The 20,265-nt window shown below is 53.4% G+C and carries 16 protein-coding genes; 2 read left to right on the top strand and 14 right to left on the bottom strand.

Features of this window, described 5'->3' with window-relative positions; all coding sequences use genetic code 11:
* Positions 1 to 89 precede the first annotated feature (89 nt).
* Positions 90 to 1,817: a potassium/proton antiporter gene (locus tag CAG64_RS07890; protein WP_161447889.1), complete on the top strand. Its 1,728-nt coding sequence runs from the start codon at positions 90 to 92 to the stop codon at positions 1,815 to 1,817.
* On the opposite strand, the gene CAG64_RS07885 is transcribed toward CAG64_RS07890, so the two are convergent.
* The 12 genes from CAG64_RS07885 to CAG64_RS07830 form a co-directional block, all read right to left on the bottom strand.
* On the bottom strand, positions 1,814 to 2,446 hold the full coding sequence (locus CAG64_RS07885) for a response regulator transcription factor (protein WP_161447887.1): 633 nt from the start codon (positions 2,444 to 2,446) through the stop codon (positions 1,814 to 1,816). The genes CAG64_RS07890 and CAG64_RS07885 overlap by 4 nt on opposite strands.
* Before the next feature lie 177 nt (positions 2,447 to 2,623).
* The gene (locus CAG64_RS07880; protein ID WP_021707234.1) at positions 2,624 to 4,432 is read right to left on the bottom strand and encodes a protein-disulfide reductase DsbD; all 1,809 of its coding nucleotides are present in this window, start codon (positions 4,430 to 4,432) and stop codon (positions 2,624 to 2,626) included.
* Between the two features lie 173 nt (positions 4,433 to 4,605).
* Positions 4,606 to 5,082 (bottom strand): arginine repressor, encoded by a 477-nt coding sequence (locus CAG64_RS07875; protein ID WP_156008764.1) that lies wholly within the window; start codon positions 5,080 to 5,082, stop codon positions 4,606 to 4,608.
* A 314-nt stretch (positions 5,083 to 5,396) separates the two neighbouring features.
* Positions 5,397 to 5,861 carry an aspartate carbamoyltransferase regulatory subunit gene (pyrI, locus tag CAG64_RS07870; protein ID WP_161447886.1) on the bottom strand — a complete coding sequence of 155 codons (465 nt, stop codon included), beginning with the start codon at positions 5,859 to 5,861 and terminating at the stop codon, positions 5,397 to 5,399.
* 18 nt (positions 5,862 to 5,879) lie between these two features.
* Entirely contained in the window at positions 5,880 to 6,809 is a 930-nt protein-coding gene (gene pyrB, locus CAG64_RS07865) for an aspartate carbamoyltransferase (protein ID WP_161447884.1), read from the bottom strand.
* Between the two features lie 427 nt (positions 6,810 to 7,236).
* On the bottom strand, positions 7,237 to 8,247 hold the full coding sequence (locus CAG64_RS07860) for an ornithine carbamoyltransferase (protein WP_161447882.1): 1,011 nt from the start codon (positions 8,245 to 8,247) through the stop codon (positions 7,237 to 7,239).
* A 92-nt stretch (positions 8,248 to 8,339) separates the two neighbouring features.
* Positions 8,340 to 9,251 carry a carbamate kinase gene (arcC, locus tag CAG64_RS07855; protein WP_161447880.1) on the bottom strand — a complete coding sequence of 304 codons (912 nt, stop codon included), beginning with the start codon at positions 9,249 to 9,251 and terminating at the stop codon, positions 8,340 to 8,342.
* A 62-nt stretch (positions 9,252 to 9,313) separates the two neighbouring features.
* The gene (gene arcA, locus CAG64_RS07850; RefSeq protein ID WP_021707240.1) at positions 9,314 to 10,534 is read right to left on the bottom strand and encodes an arginine deiminase; all 1,221 of its coding nucleotides are present in this window, start codon (positions 10,532 to 10,534) and stop codon (positions 9,314 to 9,316) included.
* Positions 10,535 to 11,265: 731 nt separating this feature from the next.
* Positions 11,266 to 12,714, bottom strand: a complete 1,449-nt coding sequence (locus CAG64_RS07845) for a YfcC family protein (protein ID WP_161454068.1) — start codon at positions 12,712 to 12,714, stop codon at positions 11,266 to 11,268.
* A 509-nt stretch (positions 12,715 to 13,223) separates the two neighbouring features.
* Positions 13,224 to 14,531 carry an anaerobic C4-dicarboxylate transporter gene (locus CAG64_RS07840; protein WP_021707242.1) on the bottom strand — a complete coding sequence of 436 codons (1,308 nt, stop codon included), beginning with the start codon at positions 14,529 to 14,531 and terminating at the stop codon, positions 13,224 to 13,226.
* Between the two features lie 166 nt (positions 14,532 to 14,697).
* The gene (gene aspA, locus CAG64_RS07835; protein ID WP_021707243.1) at positions 14,698 to 16,149 is read right to left on the bottom strand and encodes an aspartate ammonia-lyase; all 1,452 of its coding nucleotides are present in this window, start codon (positions 16,147 to 16,149) and stop codon (positions 14,698 to 14,700) included.
* 191 nt (positions 16,150 to 16,340) lie between these two features.
* A complete protein-coding gene (locus tag CAG64_RS07830) occupies positions 16,341 to 18,248 on the bottom strand; it encodes a sensor domain-containing diguanylate cyclase (RefSeq protein WP_161448521.1) in 1,908 nt (635 codons plus the stop codon).
* Between the two features lie 220 nt (positions 18,249 to 18,468).
* Here CAG64_RS07830 and CAG64_RS07825 point away from each other — a divergent pair, with 220 nt between their 5' ends.
* Entirely contained in the window at positions 18,469 to 18,981 is a 513-nt protein-coding gene (locus CAG64_RS07825; protein WP_021707245.1) for an FxsA family protein, read from the top strand.
* 46 nt (positions 18,982 to 19,027) lie between these two features.
* Here CAG64_RS07825 and CAG64_RS07820 read toward each other — a convergent pair whose 3' ends face one another.
* Positions 19,028 to 19,507 carry a tRNA (cytidine(34)-2'-O)-methyltransferase gene (locus CAG64_RS07820; RefSeq protein ID WP_161448519.1) on the bottom strand — a complete coding sequence of 160 codons (480 nt, stop codon included), beginning with the start codon at positions 19,505 to 19,507 and terminating at the stop codon, positions 19,028 to 19,030.
* 117 nt (positions 19,508 to 19,624) lie between these two features.
* The gene (locus CAG64_RS07815) at positions 19,625 to 20,242 is read right to left on the bottom strand and encodes a superoxide dismutase (RefSeq protein WP_161448517.1); all 618 of its coding nucleotides are present in this window, start codon (positions 20,240 to 20,242) and stop codon (positions 19,625 to 19,627) included.
* Positions 20,243 to 20,265 lie beyond the last annotated feature (23 nt).

Here is a 20,265-nt window from a genome sequence, read left to right as displayed (position 1 = left end):
TGGCACGATATAATGTCATTCGTCAGTGGTGAACGGTGATCCGCCGTTCGGCGCTCACTCACTCAACAAAAACAATAAAGGGAGAACGCGTGGACGCAACGACAATTAACAGTTTCTTTTTGATCGGCGCCTGGCTGATCGCTTTGAGTGTGTTACTCAGCCCGGTGTCATCCAAGTTGGGTATACCAATCCTGTTTCTGTTCCTGGTGGTCGGTATGCTGGCCGGGGAAGACGGACCGGGGGGCATTCTGTTTGATGATTACTCCGTGGCGTATCTGGTCAGTAACCTGGCGCTGGCGGTGATTTTGCTCGATGGTGGGATGCGTACCCGGGTGTCCAGCTTTCGCGTGGCCTTGTGGCCATCGGTGTCGCTGGCGACGCTCGGGGTGGCGATCACCACCGTCTTGACTGGCTTGATGGCCACCTGGCTGTTTGACTTGCATCCGTTGCAGGGGATTCTGGTTGGGGCGATTGTCGGCTCAACCGACGCCGCGGCGGTGTTTTCGCTGCTTAAAGGGCGCAGCCTCAACGAACGGGTCGGAGCAACGCTGGAGATTGAATCGGGAACCAATGACCCGATGGCGGTGTTTCTGACCGTAACGCTGATTGCGATTCTCGGCCAGCCGGGCGCAGAGTTGAGCGCAGGCTTTCTGGCACTCAGTTTTGTCAAGCAGTTCGGCATCGGCGCGCTGATGGGCCTGGCCGGTGGTTGGGGGCTGTGGCGGGTGATCAATCACAGCAAACTGCCGGACGGGTTGTATTCGATTCTGACCGTCAGTGTCGGCCTGATCATCTTTGCTAGCACCAATGCTCTGGGGGGCAGCGGTATTCTGGCGATTTATCTGGTTGGTTTGTATTTGGGCAACAAACCCACTCAGGGAAAATATTCGATTCTCAATGTCTTGGATGGCATGACCTGGCTGAGCCAGATCGGCATGTTCCTGGTCCTGGGACTGTTGGTGACCCCATCCAACCTGCTCGATATTCTGCTGCCGGGCCTGGCGTTGGCTTTTGGTATGATTCTGTTTGCCCGCCCGCTGTCGGTGTGGATCAGCCTGGCGCCGTTCCGTTTCAAACCGCGCGAGAAATGGTTTATTTCCTGGGTGGGGCTGCGCGGAGCGGTGCCGATCATTCTGGCGGTGTTCCCGATGATGGCCGGGCTACCGGATGCGCAGCTGTACTTTAATCTGGCGTTTTTCGTCGTCTTAGTCTCGCTGTTCCTGCAGGGGGGGACTCTGACCAAAGCCGCCGCGAAAGCCAAAGTCGAACTGCCTCCGCGGCCAGAGCCAGTCTCACGGACCGGCGTGGAGATCTTCCCGACCAGTGAGTGGGAACTGTTCGTGTACAAAATGAAACCGGAAAAGTGGTACATCGGTGAGCCGCTGCGTTCGCTGTTTATGCCTGAGGGAACGCGGATTGCGGCGATTTTCCGCGAACGGCAGTTGATTCACCCGAGCGGCAGCTCCAAGTTGCATGAGAATGACGTTCTGTGTGTGCTGGCGCAGGAGAAAGATCTTGAGGCGCTCAGTCAGTTGTTCAGTGAAGCGCCGGAAAAACCGGAACTGGTGCGTTTCTTCGGCGATTTCTTCCTCGATGGGGCGACGCAGTTGAGCGATGTGGCAGGGTTGTATGGGCTGGAGCTGGATGAAGAGAGCCAGAGTATGAGCCTGACGGATCTGGTGCATCAGCAACTGGGTTCGACCCCGGTGATCGGCGATCACTTTGAATGGAACGGACTGTACTGGGTGATTGCCGAGGTGGCGGACGGTGATGTCATTAAAGTCGGTTTGCGTCTGCCAGAGGAAGAGGCGTCTTAAACCTCTCCCAGTTCATTGAGCAGGATGACGGCCTGGGTCCGATTTTTGACCCCGAGCTTGCGGAAAATGGCGGTCATGTGCGCTTTGATGGTGGCTTCAGACACATTAAGTTCGTAAGCAATTTGTTTGTTGAGCAGCCCGTCTGAGAGCATTCCCAGCACTTTATACTGTTGCGGGGTCAGGGTGGCGATTTTCTCCGCCAGATCGTTGCAGGCGGCATTACTGGTCAGCAGGCCTTCCGGGAAGAACGGGTCACCCGCCAGAACCTGATTCAAGGCACTGACCAACTCGCGCATGTCGCTGGATTTGGGAATAAAACCGAACGCGCCGTAGCTTTTCACCTGAGTGACGACCGCCGGTTCTTCACTGGCGGACACCACCACAATCGGTAAATCCGGGTATTCCGCCCGTAATTGGATCAGGCCGGACATGCCGTTGGCACCAGGCATTTTCAGGTCGAGCAGTAACAGATCCGGTTCGTCTTCACGGGCCAGCAGATTGAGCAGAGCGTCGAGGGAATCCGCTTCCAGCAGATTGGCTCCGCTGACGGCCATATGAACGGACTGAAATAAGGCGTTCCGGAACAAAGGATGGTCGTCGGCAATGATGATGGTGTAAGTCGAATCCATGACGTTAATTACTTTTGACATTTTGGTTAAAGAAATTATTGTCCCGATCCCGCTGGTGGACAATATCTATCCGCTAAAAGTCTGAACTGAATCGACTTTTATAGTGAACGCTTGAGAGAAACCGACCCGCAGACGTTTAAAGCGACCGTCAGGTCACATCTGCGGGTACCGGGCAGGTTAGAGCTGATGCGCGTTGAGGTGGTCTAAAAATGGCGCCGCTTTGACAAAACCGGTCAGGCGTGCGTTTGATACCCGTTCCCCTGCGGCGTTCCAGAACTCAATGGTTGGTAATCCCAGCACATCCATCTGTTTGAGCAGTGCGATGTCGTCGGGCAGGCTTTTGGTCACATCAGCCTGCAACAGCACAAAGTCTTTGAGTTTGGCTTCCACCGCCGGGTCATGGAAGGTGTACTTTTCAAACTCCTTACAAGCCACACACCAGTCGGCGTAGAAATCGAGCATCACAGGTTTGCCCGCCGCTTTTGCCGCCGCCAGTTCACGATTCAGATCCTCCACGCTGGCGATGCGTTTAAAGCTGATGCTGGGCTGAGCTTGCAACTGCCCAGAGCCCTCGCCCAGCCAGTGACTGAGCAGCGGCTGGGCAGAGGCCAGCAGACCCAGAATGGCCACCACGCCGATCAGGCTTTGCTTCCATCCCCCGAAAGTCAGGTTGTTCTTAAGGTGATACAGCCAGCTGAATGCGGCGATGCCGAGCAGAGACCACAGCGTGGTGCTCCATGCTGAGGGAAGAATGCGTTCCAGCAGGAACAGCGGTGCCGCCAGCAAAACAAAGCCAAACAAGGTTTTCACTCGTTCCATCCAGTTGCCGGCTTTTGGCAGCAGTTTGTTGCCAAACACGGCGACCAAAATCAGCGGGATCCCCATGCCCATCGCCAGAGCGTACAGGGCGACCGCACCCGTCAGTAAATCCCCGCTTTGGGCGACGTACAGCAAGGCGCCGGACAGGGGCGCCGTAGTGCAAGGTGAACACACCAGTCCAGAGATGGCGCCCATGGCAAACACACCGGCACTGCTGCCGCCCTGTTGCTTGTTACTGAGGTTGTTGAGCCAGGTCTGAAGGGCACTCGGCAGTTGCAGGGTATAAACACCAAACATCGACAGTGCCAGTGCAACAAACAACCCGCTCAGAGTAATTAAGACGTACGGGTGTTGCATCGCTGCCTGAAATTGCATTCCGGCCGAGGCGACCACCAGACCGAGCAGGGTGTAGGTCAGGGCCATGCCCTGGACATAGACGAAGGCCAGCCCCAGTGCGCGTTTATGGCTGAGCTTGCCACTGCCGAGCACAATACTGGTCAGGATCGGGTACATCGGCAGCACACACGGGGTAAATGCCAGGCCCACGCCAAGGGCAAGAAACAGCAACGGCGTCCACCAGTTATCGGCCAGAGCGCCGGCCAGGCTGCTCTCTTGCGATTGGGGAGCGTCCTGAGTGATGACTGCGGTGTCGAGCGGCGTTACCTGCGGGTCTGGCGTGCTGACAACCGATGGTGTTGTCGTCGCGGCGGTGTCGCTAAACGGTTGTAGTTTAACGATCCGGGTTTCCGGTGGATAACAGAACCCGGCTTTGGCACAGCCTTGATACTGCACCATCAGTTGTGCGCCGTCTTGGTACTGACTCAGCGGCACTTCGATCATGATCGGCGTTGTATAGATTTTCACCTGACCGAAGAACTCGTCCTCGTAGGGCTGACCTTCGCGCATCTCAATCGAGCCGACCGCGACCTTATCCCCGGAGACGGAAATCCGCTCCTGATAGAGGTAATAGTCCGGCTTAACCTGCCAGTCGAGATAAACCCGGTTGCCCTCTTGTTCAAAGCGGAAAGGGAAGGCCTGATCGACCGGGACAAAGGTGTTGTTGCTGGCACCAAAGCTCGGCGTGTTGCTGTTGTTGAACAACGACGCGTGAGCCGGTAAAGAAAGCAATGAAAAAACAAACAGTAACAGTGAAATTGCGTAGCGCATATAACCGGGCCAAATGTAAGACTTACCGGGTATGTTATACCCAAGTGCGGTGGAGTTAAACTCACTCGGCAAACGCCGGGACTCTTTCATTCAGACCGCTGAGGTGACGAATTAGTTTCATACGCGGGTTAATCGAGAGATCAAAAAACCGCAGCATGGGCTGCGGTTTTACGTTACATCACGCCCAGGCGGGCTTTGACTACCCGTTCGCAAGCGTCAATGCGGTCGGTGTCTTTGGGGATGATGATCACCGTATCGTTACCGCCTACGGTGCCAAGAATTTCGGTATGGGGATCGATGTCAACCAGACGAGCCACTAACTGAGCACTGCCGGGGTGGGTTTTGACCACCACGATGGACTGGTTGTGGGTGATGAATTCGATTTGTGAGGCGATCGAAGACTCAACCCGCACCGGGGCGTTTTCGACCGTGATGCAGTACACTTTTTTGCCGCAGGCATTCTGGACTTTGACGACGCCAAGCTGTGACAGCAGGCGAGAGACCGTCGACTGGCTGATCCCTTCGTAGCCAATGTCGATCAGCTTTTCGCGCAGTTCGTTCTGGGTACTGAAACTCTGTTGTTGTAATAGCCGTTTGCAGGCGGTGGCAAGCGTGTGATCATCTGCGGTGCCCAATGCCTCGGGGTGCATTATATCGTTCACGGGCAACTCCTTGGTTAAGACGTTACTGAATAATATCCATCCTTGTGGGTAATAAACTCCTTCCATTGTGGAGCTGACCGGATAGAGGCTGAACCATACTGGTGATGGCTTAATTATTATTGTGCTGAAGAGTTTACCATCAAATAATGTGTGGCTTTTTGAATGAGATCACCAAATAAAAATCTATAATATTGCCGATAAAATGGTGAATTATTCTGATGTGGTTGGATAATTATTCCCTGCTGGGCATAACTATCCAACCGAGTTGGTCAGGCGGATGGGAGACGCCTGACAGGGCAGGCTCAGCGCGATTCAGTCATGATTTCGCGTGAGAATACTTTTTCACAATAGTGGCATTTTAGCTGCACGTTATCGCTTTTTTGCTGCACTTTGAATCGGCTTTCTACCGGTTCACCGTGTGAGATGCAGTTGCTGTTCGGGCAGGCGAACACACCGTCAATCCGCGCCGGCAAGGTCAAGGTCAGCTTGTTGACCACCTGATAGTCTTCAATCTGGTTCACGGTGGCATGCGGGGCATACAGCGCCAGCTGATTGGCCTGATCTTTGGTCAGAAAGACGTTTTCAATTTTGATCAGATCTTTGTGTCCAAGTGCCGATGAGGGCAGGTTCAGGCCAATGGTAATGCGCTCGCAGTGCTCGTGCATGCGGAACAACTGAAGGATCTTTATCCCGATGTTGGCGGGTACGTGATCGATGACGGAACCGTGGCGAATCGCTTCAACCTGCAATTGATTTTGTTTGACCATGTTTATCTCTCCTCCCGCTTACAGATTTTCATTCATAACCAGCGCCAGCAGTGCCTGGCGTGCGTAGACCCCGTTTTCGGCCTGCTCGAAATAATAGGCGTGCGGGGTTTTGTCGACGTCGGTGGTAATTTCGTCCACCCGTGGCAACGGGTGCAGAACTTTCAGATTACTGCGCGCTTCTTTAAGCGTTTCCGCTGTCAGAATGTAGGCTGACTTCATGTGGGCGTATTCAGACTCATCGAAGCGTTCTTTCTGAACCCGGGTCATGTAGAGAATATCCAGCTCCGGCACCACTTCTTCAATGCTGGTGTGCAGGCTGTAGCGGATGCCGTGCTCGTCGAGTTCTTCGCAGATGTAATCCGGCATCGCCAGCACTTCCGGCGCGATGAAGAAGAAACGCACGTTGTTGAACTTGGACAGCGCCTGAGTCAGGGAATGCACGGTACGGCCGTATTTCAGATCACCGACAAACGCAACGTTGAGGTTGTCTAGGGTGCCCTGAGTCTCGTAAATCGAGAACAGATCCAACAGCGTTTGGGTCGGATGCTGATTGGCACCATCACCACCGTTGATCACCGGCACGCCGGCAGAAAACTCAGACGCCAGACGGGCTGCACCTTCTTGCGGATGACGCATGACAAACGCATCGACGTAAGAGGCGATCACCTGGACCGAGTCGGCCAGCGTTTCGCCTTTCTTCGCCAGTGAGGTGTTACCGCCGTTGTCAAAGCCAATCACACTGCCACCCAGACGCTGGACGGCGGTTTCAAATGACAGGCGAGTGCGGGTGGACGGCTCAAAAAAGCAGCTTGCGACCACTTTGTTTTTCAGCAGTTCCGGGCGGGGTTCCGCTTTGATTTGGGCTGCGGTATCGACAATCAGTTCCAGTTCGCTGCGGCTCAGCTCTGGAATGGAGATGATGTGTTTGTTGAACAACGAATGCGCCATGGCGTGTCTTCCTCCATTAACTTACGGCCAAAAAAAAGCCCCCTGAAATAGGAGGCTTCAATCATGATCAGCAATAAAAAATAACACGGCCGTCAACGCCGCATTCGGGCGTGGGCGAGACAACGAGTTGTCGTAAGCGGACCGGGTCATTTTTCATCACTCTGTAGACAAATTGCGAAGGATTATACGCGCTAAATCCCGCCTTGCAATACCTTGGCTAAAGTATTCATTTTATGGAATTTTATGCGAGATTTTGCTGGGTTTTTCTGCGCTTTTAAACATTTGGCACATAAGAAAAAGCGGCGCCGATGGCGCCGCGTTATGCGAGCTGAGAATGAAAAAAAATGCGGACTTTATTCAGGTCGGATTGAGGGTTTGGGTCCTGCGTGCCGCCCGCATTTTTTCCGTGCCGTGAGTCTGTGAAGGATCAGTCACCTAATGTCGCCACCATGATGGCCTTGATGGTGTGCATGCGGTTCTCTGCTTCGTCGAAAACGATCGAATAGTCGGACTCAACCACGTCGTCGGTGACTTCACAACCTTGTTTCAGCACAGGGTACTCTTGTGCCAGTTCTTTACCGACGGTGGTGTCTTCACCGTGGAACGCCGGCAGACAGTGCATGAATTTGACATGTGGGTTACCTGTGGCCTTGATGACCTCCATATTGACCTGGTAAGGCAGCATCAGATTGATGCGCTCAGCCCAGGCTTCTTTGGCTTCGCCCATGGAGACCCAGACGTCGGTGTACAGGTAGTCACAACCCTCTACGCCTTCTTTCACGTCTTCGGTCAGGGTGATTTTGGCGCCAGTTGCAGCGGCGATATCGCGGCATTCCGCCACCAGACTCTCTTCCGGCCAGTACTGTTTTGGTGCAACCAGACGAATGTCCATGCCCATTTTCGCTGCGCCGACCATCAGAGAGTTGCCCATGTTGTTGCGCGCATCACCAAGGTAAGCAAAGCGGATTTCGTGCAGTTGTTTGCCACGGCCGTGCTCTAACATGGTCAGGAAATCTGCCAGGATCTGAGTCGGGTGGAACTCGTCGGTCAGACCGTTCCAGACCGGTACACCAGCGTGAGCGCCCAGCTCTTCGACGATGGACTGGCCAAAGCCGCGGTATTCGATGCCGTCATACATGCGGCCCAGTACGCGAGCGGTGTCTTTCATCGATTCTTTATGACCGATTTGAGAGCCGCTGGGGCCCAAGTAAGAAACCTGGGCGCCCTGGTCAAATGCTGCCACTTCAAAGGCACAACGGGTGCGAGTGGAGGTTTTTTCAAAGATCAGCGCAATGTTTTTGCCTTTCAGGCGGGGCTGCTCATAGCCGTTGTATTTGGCTTTTTTCAGCTCCATGGACAAATCCAGCAGGTGTTGAATTTCACGTGGTGTGAAGTCCAGGAGTTTCAGGAAGTTACGGTTACGTAGATTGAAAGCCATGATGAGATCCTCATGTTAGGCGCCTTCCCACGAGCAGGGTACAAAGTAAGAAAGCGCAAATAATTGGTTGATAGTCGTTAATATTGTGCTGCTTAATCCCGGGTGATGTTGGTGCCCGCCTGGCCGTGCAGAATGCGCAGACCATCTTCCAGTGCACCGATACCGACGACTTTGCCGCCCTGGCGGATGAATTCGCACGAAGCTTCGATTTTGGGGCCCATGGAGCCGGCATCAAATTGATATTGCGCCAGTTCAGACGGGGTCGTGTGGCGCAGTGCTTGCTGAGTGGGGGTGCCCCAGTCGAGGTACACTGCGTCGGCGTCTGTCAGGATCAAGAGCGCATCGGCATTCAGTTGTTTGGCCAGAAACGCCGCCGACATGTCTTTATCGATCACCGCTTCCACACCGACCAGTTTGCCGTTTTCACGTTTCACCGGGATGCCACCGCCGCCGGTACAGATCACCAGGTGGCCTTCGTCGATCAGTCTGGTGATCGCGTCATGCTCGATGATGCCCGTCGGCTGTGGGCTGGGAACCACTCGGCGGAAGTGATTGCCGTCTGGTTTGACCGTCCAGTGATACTTCTCTGCCAGTTCGCGCGCTTCCGCTTCTTCATAGATAGGGCCGATCGGTTTGGTCGGGTCGGCAAACGCCGGATCATTGGGATCCACACTCATTTGCGTCAGCATGCAGGTGACGTTGGTGTCTGGCATCTGGTTTTTGAATTCCTGCATCAACATGTAACCAATCATGCCCTGAGTTTCACTGCCGAGGACATCAAGGGGGTAAGGGGCGACTTTTTTGTACTCCAGACCCTGCAACGCCAGCAGACCAACTTGAGGCCCGTTGCCGTGCACCAGCACCACGTTGTATTGTTCGGCAATTTTCGCGATGGTGTTGACCGCGATTTCAATGTTATGACGCTGAACGTCGGCTTCCAGTGGCTCACCGCGACGAAGCAGGGCATTGCCACCCAGAGCTACAACTACCGTTTGTTTAGTCATACGTTTGTCTCTTCTTCATGCCGGGGACTAAGCCCCGGCGAGATTGTTACCATCAGACGGGATCAGATGCCGTCACGTTCAATTGGGCAGCTCATGCAGCGTGCACCGCCACGACCACGGCCCAGTTCGTCGCCTGGAATTGGCAGAACAGTGATGCCAGCTTTGTCGTATTTTTCGTTGGTGTAGGTGTTGCGTTCATAGCCGATGACCACGCCCGGTTTAACGGTTAAGACGTTGTTGGCGTCGTTCCACTGTTCACGCTCGGCCTCGAAACTGTCACCACCTGTGGTGATCATGTTGAGTTTGTCGATGTTCAGAGCCTGTTCGATGGTACGAATGTAAGACGATTGCTGCGTCGCTTTGACGTGGCCGGATTCGTCACCGGTCAGACTCCAGCAGTTGACGTCATCCGGGATCACGTTCGGATAAACGGAGAACGTGTCTTCACGCATATGCGTCATCACGGTGTCCAAATGCATGCACGAACGATCTTTGGGAAGCTCAAGAGCAATCACTTCTTTCGCCTGACCATGTTTGAATAAGCTGGAGGCCAGTTGCTCAACCCCTTGCGCTGTGGTGCGTTCGGACATGCCTATCAGCACGGCGCCGCGGCCAATCACCAGCACGTCCCCGCCTTCGATGGTGGATTTGTCGTAGTTGCGTTGTTCGTCACCAAAGTACTTAATGAAGTCCTGACCCGCGAAGGTAGGGTGCCAGCGGTAAATGGCCCGCAGATGGTTGGTTTCACGTTGGCGTGCTACTTTGGCCATCGGGTTGATCGAGACCCCGCCGTACACCCAGCAGGACGTATCTCGGGTAAACAGATGGTTTGGCAGTGGCTTGATGATAAAGTCGGTGGGCTTGTGCATTGCCTGCAGCATAGACGACGATTTGATGGGCATGTCTGCATAAGCCAGGCCGCCTGTCATGATTTTCGCCAGCTCAATATGTGGCAGATCGCCCAGGTAGCAGCGCAGATCGTTCGCAAACGCCGGGCCGAAGCGGTAGTCGGATATCTGAGTGTGTAGCAGCCATTCTTTGGCTTCCGGTACGTCCAGCGTTTCCGCCAGCAGGTTGGTCAGTAGCAGAACTTCGACACCTTGGTCGCGCAGTGTCTGGGCGAACACATCGTGCTCTTTACCTGCCCGTTCGATATCCAGGACATCATCAAACAGCAAGTCATGACAGTTGGATGGGGTTAAGTGACTGAGAGCGCGTCTTGGACGATGGATTAAAACGCGACGTAGTTGACCGATTTCTGAACCTACATATAGCTTACTCATGATGGTCTCTCTCTTATTTCTGAATTTGTTCTTATTGCTAAAAACAAATATTTATTTCGTAGGGAAGAATTGAGTGAATTTATTTATTCACTTATTTGTTCTGAAATTCATATTACGCCCCATGCAGGGGGAATCTTAGAGGTCAGTCACAGAACGATTTTTATGGCTCAGCCCTTGCTGGAAAAGGGATTTAACAAAATTTATTCACTGTGAAGTGTGTGTCTTGGGTTGTAAATATGTGCTACAGAGGGAAGTTTATGCATGAATAATTCAGCGTATTCATTGATTAGGCTTAATGGTAGGGAAATATATTCTTTTAGTTCGTGGTGATGAATGGGTGAATAATAAGGAAATATGCACTCTTTTTCTCTAGATAATTGCTTTTTCAGGATGATTTAATTATCTTTTAACAAAACTTTTTCCATTAAAAGCCACCTCGATCACATCGTTATTTCAGCTATTTTTCGCTCGTTACGTTTGGTTTATTTTCTGAGGGAATAATAATCGGCAGGGCAGTGACGGTTAGCGATATAGCAGGGTATTTAATTAGTCGGTGTTTGTGCTTATTTATTGCTGTTTTGGATTGGGGCGTGAGCCTGGCGCTGTGCAGTGTCGTTTGGGCAGCAAGGGCAGGGATAAGAACGAAGCCGCGGTCGCGCAGGTAGTAGAGGGGCACCGCCAGCACGAAAAAGCCGCCCGAAGGCGGCTTGCGGTACTGATAGGGTTGGGGGTTACAGCAGTGCCCCCAGGCTGAGTGCGATAACGCACAGCGCTGTTAAGATGCCGAGTAGTGGAGCGACCCATTTTACCCAGCGCACGTAAGGCACACGGGCAATCGCCAGTCCACCCATGACCACCGCTGAGGTGGGTGTGATCAGGTTGACTAAGCCGGAGGCCGACTGATACGCGGTGACGACCAGCTCGCGCCCGACGCCGGCGAAGTCTGCCAGCGGCGCCATGATAGGCATCGTCAGCACCGCCAGACCGGAACTGGACGGTACCAGGAACGACAGCAGCACTTCGAGGAAGAACATCACGTTGATGAACACCCACGACGACAGGCCAGTAACGATTTGCTCGGCGGAGTTCAGAATAGTGTCGGTAATCATCCCGCGGTCCATGACCACCACGATACCGCGGGCGATACCAATGATCAGGGCCACACCAAGCAGGTCACGGGCGCCGTCAATGAAGCTGGTGGTGAACTCTTCTTCGCTCATGCGTGCGACCAGACCAATGATGATGGTCGCAGCGAGGAACATGGCCGAAATCTCAGCCATCCACCAGCCTGCAACTGACACTCCGTAAATCATTACCGCAAAGGCGGCGCCAAAGATGCACAGGATCAGCTTACGGGTACCGGTAAACGCCAGCACCTCACCGTTCTGGTTGCCGAGGAAGTGGGCTTTGTTCTCTTCATATTTGTCGTAGACGATGGAGTGCGATTGATCTTCGCGCACCAGACGGGCATAACGCATGACATACGCCACACATATTACCCAGCCGATCAGCAACACCGCCGCACGCAGGAAGATACCATCGGTAAATGGGATGCCGGCCGCGTTGGCCGCGATTACTGTGGCAAATGGGTTGATGGTCGAGCCGAGTGTGCCGATCCCCGCTCCGAGCAGCACGGTGGCCGCGGCAACTAATGGGTCAAAGCGGGCAGCCATCATGACGGGCACCAACAGGGTGTAAAAGGGCAGAGATTCTTCGGCCATGCCGTAAATGGTGCCGCCAGCGGCAAACAGCGCCATCAGAATCGGGATCATCAGCTCTTCACGCCCTTGTAAACGGGTCGTGACGCGTTCAATCCCGGCATCAATTGCTCCGGTTTTGGTCACCAGACCGAGGAAGCCACCGATCACCAGAATGAACAATGAAACGTCGATAGCGCCGGCTTCATAGCTGTTGTGATCGTAAAAGCCATCGATGGGGGCCAGCAGCACATCCACTACGCCCTGAGGGTTGCCGTCCACCCGTTGATACGTACCAGTTACGGGCACTTCGCGGCCAAGATCTTCGTTCATGACGCGTTGATATTGGCCTGCTGGCACGATCCAGGTTAACAGCGCGACCAGCGCGATCAGCACAAACAGGATGGTGTAGGCGGAAGGGAATTTGAAATTAGCAAAGAAGCCTTTTTTCTTTTGCTCGGTTGGTAGGGTTTGCGTTGTCATAGCTATCTCCTTACACCCAGGTACGCCCAGTACTCAGGTGTGAATCAGCGACACATTAATTATTTAAAATCTGACCGACGAATAATTAACAGACTTGGTTCTTAAGTTATTGGAAATACACACTCAAATTCATAAGGTTAAAATAAGACGTTCTGTTATCTGAATATAATGAGCGGTTTAAGGGTATTTTAAACAGCCTATACGAACGCAACTTTGGTGATCTTCACAAAAGTTATTTAATTAAAATTGCCTCGGGTGAACGAAGGATATTCATCGGAGTATTTTTTTATTTTAACTGGATTAATATTCGGGGGGGATGTGGTGTGCATAATTGAGATGCCTGAAAATACTCAGGTTTGTCACACACTAAGAAATTTTATTCAATCGTTATTCTGAGTGGGTATTTTCGACTTTTCGAACGATGTTTTGACTTTAATCAAAAAAGCACTTTTTGCCGCCGGGCGAATAAAAAGGGGAGCCGAAGCTCCCTCATTCAATTATTCGTGCGTTTACAGGATCATACCGCCGAACAGAAAGCCCAGCGTGACTGCTGAGGCGATGGTGACCACACCCGGGATAAAGAACGGATGGTTGAAGACGTAGCTGCCAATGCGGGTTGAGCCAGTGTCGTCCATCTCCACTGCGGCGAGCAGTGTGGGGTAGGTTGGCAGCACGAACAGTGCGCTGACGGCGGCAAACGATGCCACCGCGGTCAGCGGAGCAACACCGATCGCCAGAGCGGCTGGCATCAGAGCAACCGTGGTGGCGCCTTGTGAGTAGAGCAGCATGGAGGCAAAGAACAGCACCAGGGCCAGCATCCACGGATAATCCGCCAGCAGTGCACCGGCCACTTCTTTGATGCCGTCTACGTGGGCATTGACGAAAGTAGAGCCCAGCCAGGCCACACCCAGAACACACACACATGCCGTCATACCGGAACGGAACGTGGCCGCCGACGGAATTTTCGAGGCATCGATTTTAGTGAACAACACAATAGCCGCTGCTGCTGCCAGCATGACGGTCATAATGGCTTCGTTGCGCCCCAATGCCGGGTTCTCAATCAGGCCAACCGAACTGGAAATGGCCGCCGCATAACAGACCACAAACCCGATCGCCGCCAGGAAGATGAAAGTGGCTTTCTTAGCGGTTGGCAGGATTTCACGCTGTTGCTCACCGGCCAGTTTGATCAGGCCTTTTTCCAGGCGCTCCTGATAGACGGGATCGTCTTTGAGTTCGCTGCCCATAAAGTTCGCCACAAAAGCGCCGATCATACAGGCGATGAACGTGGTCGGAATACAGATGGCCAACAGGGTGAGATAGTCGACGCCTTTGGGAGCCAGCATGGCAGCGAACGCCACCACGGCGGCGGAAATCGGCGAAGCTGTAATGGCAATTTGCGAGGCAACCACGGCAATCGACAACGGACGTGAAGGGCGTACTCCCTGACCTTTTGCCACTTCGGCAATCACAGGTAGGGTCGAGAACGCCGTATGACCGGTACCGGCCATCAGTGTCATTAGAAAAGTCACGATTGGCGCGTAGAAGGTGATGCGCTCTGGGTGTTTACGCAAAAAGTTTTCCGCCAGCTGTACCAGCCAGTCCATCCCGCCGGCGACCTGCATGGCCGCGATCGCAGTGATCACCGACATGATGATCAGAATCACGTCGACCGGAATAAACGCCTGACTGGTGGGTACACCCAGCACCAGCGATAACACAATGACCCCGGCGCCACCGGCGAAACCGATGCCAATGCCACCAATACGTGCCCCTAAAAAGATAAAGAGCAGAACAACAAGCAGTTCGACCCAAACCATAATGATTACCTCGTTTATATTTTGATTCTGATTACCTGAGCCCTCAGGAGGCTGAACGCTCAGATAATCAGAGTCACTGACTGTGACGAGTAAAGCAGGATAAAAAAGTAGGGGTATTAATGCGACGCCGAAAAAAGGGCCCGCACAGGGCCCTGATGCCATCGCATTACTCGTAGCGTTTTGCTTTGTAAGTCGGATGCATGAAGTTCTCGACCGACAGGATCTCGTCCAGCTCTTCCGCCGACAGCAACCCACGCTCCAGTACCACTTCACGGACGCTCTTACCGGTTTCGGCACAGATCTTACCGACGATGTCACCTTCGTGGTGGCCGATGTATGGGTTGAGGTAAGTGACGATACCGATGGAGTTGTACACGTACGCTTCACACACTTCTTTGTTGACGGTGATGCCGTCGATGCACTTGTCGCGCAGGTTGACACAGGCGTTAGCCAGCAGTGAGATAGACTCAAACATGCTTTGGGCAATCACCGGCTCCATCACGTTCAGCTGCAACTGACCGCCTTCGGCTGCGAAAGACACGGTGTTGTCATTCCCCAGTACTTTAAAACACACCTGGTTAACCACTTCCGGTACAACTGGGTTCACTTTAGCAGGCATGATGGAAGAGCCGGCTTGCAGTTCTGGCAGGTTCAGTTCGTTGAGGCCGGCACGTGGGCCTGATGACAGCAGGCGCAAGTCGTTACAGATCTTAGACAGTTTCACCGCCAGACGTTTCAGCGCGCCGTGTGTCATCACGTAAGCACCACAGTCAGACGTGGCTTCGATCAGATCTTCTGCGGGCACGACTTCCAGGCCGGTCACTTGAGCCAGGTGTTTCACCGCCAGTTCCTGATAGCCCTGAGCCGCGTTCAGCCCCGTCCCGATTGCAGTGGCGCCTAGGTTGATTTCCAGCAGCAGCTTAGAAGTGTATTCCAGCGCACGGATCTCTTCGTTGAGCGTCACGGCCCAGGCGTGGAACTCCTGACCAACGGTCATTGGTACTGCGTCCTGCAACTGAGTACGGCCCATCTTCAACACATTTTTGAACTCCTGGCTCTTGAGTTCGAATGCGCCTTTGAGGTATTCAATTGCATCGATCAGTTTCGTGACGGAGTTGTATACCGCGATACGGAAACCGGTTGGGTAAGCACAGTTAGTCGATTGGCTCTTGTTAACGTGATCGTTAGGATTGATGAATTCGTAGTGGCCTTTTTCTTTGCCCATCAGTTCCAGTGCCACGTTGGCGATCACTTCGTTGGTGTTCATGTTGACGGAAGTACCGGCACCACCCTGGAAGACGTCTGACGGGAACTGATCCATGCACTTACCTGTTTCAAGGATCAAATCACACGCCTGAATAATGTAGTTGGCTACATCTTTCGGGATCACACCCAGCTCTTTGTTCGCCAGTGCCGCCGCTTTCTTAGTCATCACCATGCCACGGACAAATTCCGGTACGTCAGAGATGGTCATGCTGGAAATATTGAAGTTTTCAATCGCACGCAGAGTGTGGATACCGTAGTACGCGTCCGCAGGAACATGACGTTGGCCGAGCAGGTCTTCTTCAATACGAGTGGCTGAATTAGCAGTTTTTGGAGCATCAGATAGGGTAGCCATAACAGGATCCTTAGAGAATTATTCTGATAATAAAGGGAATTATTAGCCATTTCTGCAGTATAAGAATCCATTCGTCAGAATTTTTGGCTGTAAAATACGTCCTGACTTCTGTGGCACATCATACTGCACCTGACACATAAAAATAGTAACTAGATCACCTTTTGGAGCAAATCTAACGAAATTCTCATCCGCTAGTTTTCCACCACGGTAAAGTGCGGAAAATGGTCCGCAGAAACCTGATTTCGACCGGTGTTTTTCGAGCGATACAGAGCGCCGTCGGCACGGCTGAAAGTGGCGGATGCATCCTCACAGAGGCGGGCTAGTCCGATGCTGAGGGTGATGGGATAACTGGCGCCCTGAGTAATGGCTTCACTGACCCGTTGCATCAGTTTGAAGGCCTGATCCAGTTCAATGTGCTGGATGATAACCGCAAATTCATCCCCACCGATGCGGGCCACCATGTCGGTATCGCGCAGCAAAGCGGTGAGCTGGCTAGCGACGTACGTGATGACCTCATCACCGAAGGCATGCCCCTGGCTGTCGTTGACCTGCTTGAATTCATCAATGTCGATGATCGCCAGACAGCCGGGCGGGTGATCCGGGTAGCGCTGGTGAAGGCGGGCTTGGTAGCGGAGGTGATCATCAAACTTGCGTTTGTTCCACAGCGAAGTGGCCGGATCGCGCTCGGTTTGCTCGGTCAGTTCGGCAATCTTCATGTGGTGTTGAGAGATGTCGGTAAACGAGTAAATGAAATAGTCGACTTTGGTGAATTTGCCCGGCAGGGCGCGCACTTCGGCTTCGCAGATAGTGGGGGTGTTGTCCTGACTTAACAGAGTCAGCTGGCCTTTCCAGCGGCCATCCAGTTCCAACTGTTTCGCCAACTGGCGCCGCGCCGCCTGAGTTGGCTGGTAATCAAGCAGGTTATGTCCTTTCAGCACTTCGCTGGCGCTGTGCAGACCGACCAGTTCGTTCAATTGGGCATTGGCGCGCAGAATGTAGTGCTCATTGTCGGTCAGTGCCACTGCGCCGCCGTTTTCAATCGCCAGCTGGGCAAAGGTGCGGTTGGTTTTGATCCGCTGGCGATCATCCCAGTGCATGGCAACGATCGCGGCGACCAGTCCGAGAAACAGCCAGAGAATGAACGTTTCACTGATGATGTCCTGTTGCATGGGCAGGAAGAGCGCATCGACCACGCTGGGTGGGTAGTAGGCCAGCATCGTAAGACTGTTGACGTTGGCAAAAATCTGTTGATTGAACGGCCGGTAAACATACAGACCCTGCAAGGTCATGACGCTGCCTTCCTGATTCAGGTGCGCCTGCATATGTTCCCACAGTTCCGGGTTGTGGTTGGGGATGTTGTCACCCGCACGGGCACGGATAATGTCGCCAAACAGCAGTTGGCTGTCGCTGCTGAGGGTAAAGTACCCCTGATCGTCAACGAAATGCACGTTCATATTCTGTTGATTGTCGGTGATGGCGGCAATGATCTCCAGTACGTGCAGGTTCGCCACAAAGTAGCCCAGCCGGGTGCCGTTATCTTCAATCGGGTAGAGAATCCGAAAGCCCGGTTTGTACGGGATCACGGGTTTGCCATGCTCAAACTCAATATCAATCCCGAAATAGCCCTGTTCTCCGCCGGTGAGTTGTTGGGCGTAACGGAAATAATCGCGTTGTGATTTGTTCTGCAACTGACTTGGCGGCACCACCAGTGCCCGTTTGTTCAGCGCATCGTATTCGACCCGGATCACTTCCATGCCACGGGTGTCGATGTAACGCAGCTGGTAAAAGTAGGTGGAATTCACGGCATTGAGGAGCCACTGGCTTTCGAGGTATTGGCGGCGTTGTTCGGTGGGGGATTTAGCAAAATCATGGATCAGTTTAGAGCGGCTCAGTTCGCGAACTGTTTGATCGAGATGATCGTGTAACTGCGTGGCTTTGACGTCGACATGGGAGAGAAACTGCAACCCCTGCGCTTCCATTCTGGCGAGCAGAAACGTGTGCGATTTGGCGCTCATGTAAAAGTAGTACGCCGCCGGTATCAGAGATACCAGCGTCCACACGATAACCATCTTGTTGAGGATGCTCGACACACGCTTCATATGGTATTAGTTGAGTATTTATGATTGACAGTAATTTAGACTACGCAATGCGGTTTGACCAATATATCGCCACTCTCTCGTGAGGGGGCTAACTATGTATATGAAAAAAGGGGAAATAAATTCCGTGACCTGACGCAATATACCGCAACACTTTATGCATCTGCGCAGCCTTGCAGGCGCCTGGGCAAGGCGCTAAGGTGTAGGAAACAAAGGAGGGCATGTGTTTCCTATCTTATTATTGTTATTTATCGTGGTGCCGATCATTGAAATTGGCCTGTTTATTTCGGTGGGCGGTGTCCTTGGTTTGTGGCCGACCATCGCGCTGGTGTTGATCACCGCATTTGTCGGCGCGTCGTTGGTGCGCAGTCAGGGTTTGCAAACTTTGATGACCGTCCAGTCGCGTCTGCAACAGGGAGAAGTGCCGGCGCAACAGATCTTTGAAGGTGTGATGCTGGCGGTGGCCGGGGTGTTGCTGCTGACGCCAGGTTTTATGACCGATGCGTTGGGTATGTTGATTCTGCTGCCGGCACCGCGTGCGGTGATCGCCAAGTACCTGATGAGCAAAATGGTGGTCAAAACGGTCTCTGGAGGAGGATTCCACAGCGGTTATTCCAACGGCCCGTTCGATCAAAATCCGTTTGAGCGCGACCCGTTCAATGCCGACAAAAACGGCAATACCTTTGAAGGGGAATACGAACGCAAAGACGACGATGACCGGAATAAACTCAATTAACCGTAAACGCGCGGCCTGAGCCGCGCGTTTTTTTATTCAGTGACGGTTACTGCGCGCCGTCAAAGCCGAGTTGTCGCCAGGCTTCATAGGCGATGATCGCCACTGCATTGGACAGGTTAAGGCTGCGCGCATCGGGCATCATCGGGATACGGATGCGCTGCGCCATCGGCAGGCTTTCGATTACCTCCGCGGGCAGGCCGCGTGTTTCCGGACCAAACAGCAATACGTCCCCTGCTTGAAAATGGGCATCGACATGATGACCCGTGGTTTTGGTGGTGCAGGCAAAAATACGGTAACCATCGCGGCGATGTTGCTGCAAGTAAGCGTAGAACGCGTCGAGATTTTTGTGCCGGGTCACCCGGGCCAGATCGTGGTAATCCAGACCAGCGCGGCGCACTTTTTTCTCTTCCAGATCAAACCCCAGCGGCTCAATCAGGTGCAGGTTGGCGCCACAATTGGCACACAGACGGATAATGTTGCCGGTGTTCGGCGCAATCTCAGGTTCGTACAGAGCGATATCAAACATGGTGTTGCAGAGTCATTGAGAACGATAGCCATGAGTATACCCCAGTAGACACAGGATGCGAGCTTCGCGCGCTGCAGCGAAGGCATTAGGCGGCGGGGCTGGCCCGCCACACTGAAATCAGGCGCCCTGCGCCAGTGCCACGGCGTAATGTTCGCCGACCGTTTGCCAGTCCACAACATTCCACCAGGCGTCGATGTATTCCGGACGACGGTTCTGATAGCGGATGTAATAGGCGTGTTCCCACACATCCAGCGCCAAGATGGGTTCACCACGTACCTCGGCCACGTCCATCAGCGGGTTGTCCTGATTGTGGGTGCTGCTGATATGCAGCTGGCCGTCACGCACCACCAGCCAGGCGAAGCCGGACCCAAACGTATTGATTGCCGCCTGAGTAAAGGCATCCTGAAATGCACTGAAGCTGCCAAAGCGGGCATCAATGGCCTCTGCCAAAGCCCCATCCGGTTCGCCACCACCGTTAGGGGACATACAGTTCCAGTACAGAATGTGGTTGAAATAACCCCCCCCATGATTGCGTACCGCCGGCGACAGGGTGGAAACCTGAGCGAAGATCTCGCTCAGCGGGGTGGTCTCCAGTTCACTGCCTTTGATGGCGGAAAGGAATTTGTCGTAGTAGGTGCGGTGGTGCTTGCTGTAGTGTACTTCCATGGTTTTGGCGTCGATGTACGGTTCCAGCGCGTCGTAGTCGTAGGGCAGATCAGGGAACAAATGCGTCATAGTGAATCCTCCTAAAAGTTGAA

Source organism: Vibrio sp. V38_P2S17PM301, from assembly GCF_009904845.1.
GTDB lineage: Bacteria > Pseudomonadota > Gammaproteobacteria > Enterobacterales > Vibrionaceae > Vibrio > Vibrio proteolyticus.
The sequence above is the reverse complement of the archived record's forward strand: the minus strand, read 5'-3'. Positions and strand labels throughout refer to the sequence as shown.

Coding starts and splice junctions, on each gene's coding strand:
- CAG64_RS07875 (WP_156008764.1), bottom strand. CDS start 5,082: ATGCACCCCGAGGCATTGGGCACCGCAGATGATCACACGCTTGCCACC.
- CAG64_RS07860 (WP_161447882.1), bottom strand. CDS start 8,247: ATGGCTTTCAATCTACGTAACCGTAACTTCCTGAAACTCCTGGACTTC.
- pyrI (WP_161447886.1), bottom strand. CDS start 5,861: ATGGTCAAACAAAATCAATTGCAGGTTGAAGCGATTCGCCACGGTTCC.
- CAG64_RS07840 (WP_021707242.1), bottom strand. CDS start 14,531: ATGGTTTGGGTCGAACTGCTTGTTGTTCTGCTCTTTATCTTTTTAGGG.
- CAG64_RS07815 (WP_161448517.1), bottom strand. CDS start 20,242: ATGACGCATTTGTTCCCTGATCTGCCCTACGACTACGACGCGCTGGAA.
- CAG64_RS07820 (WP_161448519.1), bottom strand. CDS start 19,507: ATGTTTGATATCGCTCTGTACGAACCTGAGATTGCGCCGAACACCGGC.
- CAG64_RS07845 (WP_161454068.1), bottom strand. CDS start 12,714: ATGACAACGCAAACCCTACCAACCGAGCAAAAGAAAAAAGGCTTCTTT.
- pyrB (WP_161447884.1), bottom strand. CDS start 6,809: ATGGCGCATTCGTTGTTCAACAAACACATCATCTCCATTCCAGAGCTG.
- CAG64_RS07830 (WP_161448521.1), bottom strand. CDS start 18,248: ATGAAGCGTGTGTCGAGCATCCTCAACAAGATGGTTATCGTGTGGACG.
- arcA (WP_021707240.1), bottom strand. CDS start 10,534: ATGAGTAAGCTATATGTAGGTTCAGAAATCGGTCAACTACGTCGCGTT.
- arcC (WP_161447880.1), bottom strand. CDS start 9,251: ATGACTAAACAAACGGTAGTTGTAGCTCTGGGTGGCAATGCCCTGCTT.
- CAG64_RS07880 (WP_021707234.1), bottom strand. CDS start 4,432: ATGCGCTACGCAATTTCACTGTTACTGTTTGTTTTTTCATTGCTTTCT.
- CAG64_RS07885 (WP_161447887.1), bottom strand. CDS start 2,446: ATGGATTCGACTTACACCATCATCATTGCCGACGACCATCCTTTGTTC.
- aspA (WP_021707243.1), bottom strand. CDS start 16,149: ATGGCTACCCTATCTGATGCTCCAAAAACTGCTAATTCAGCCACTCGT.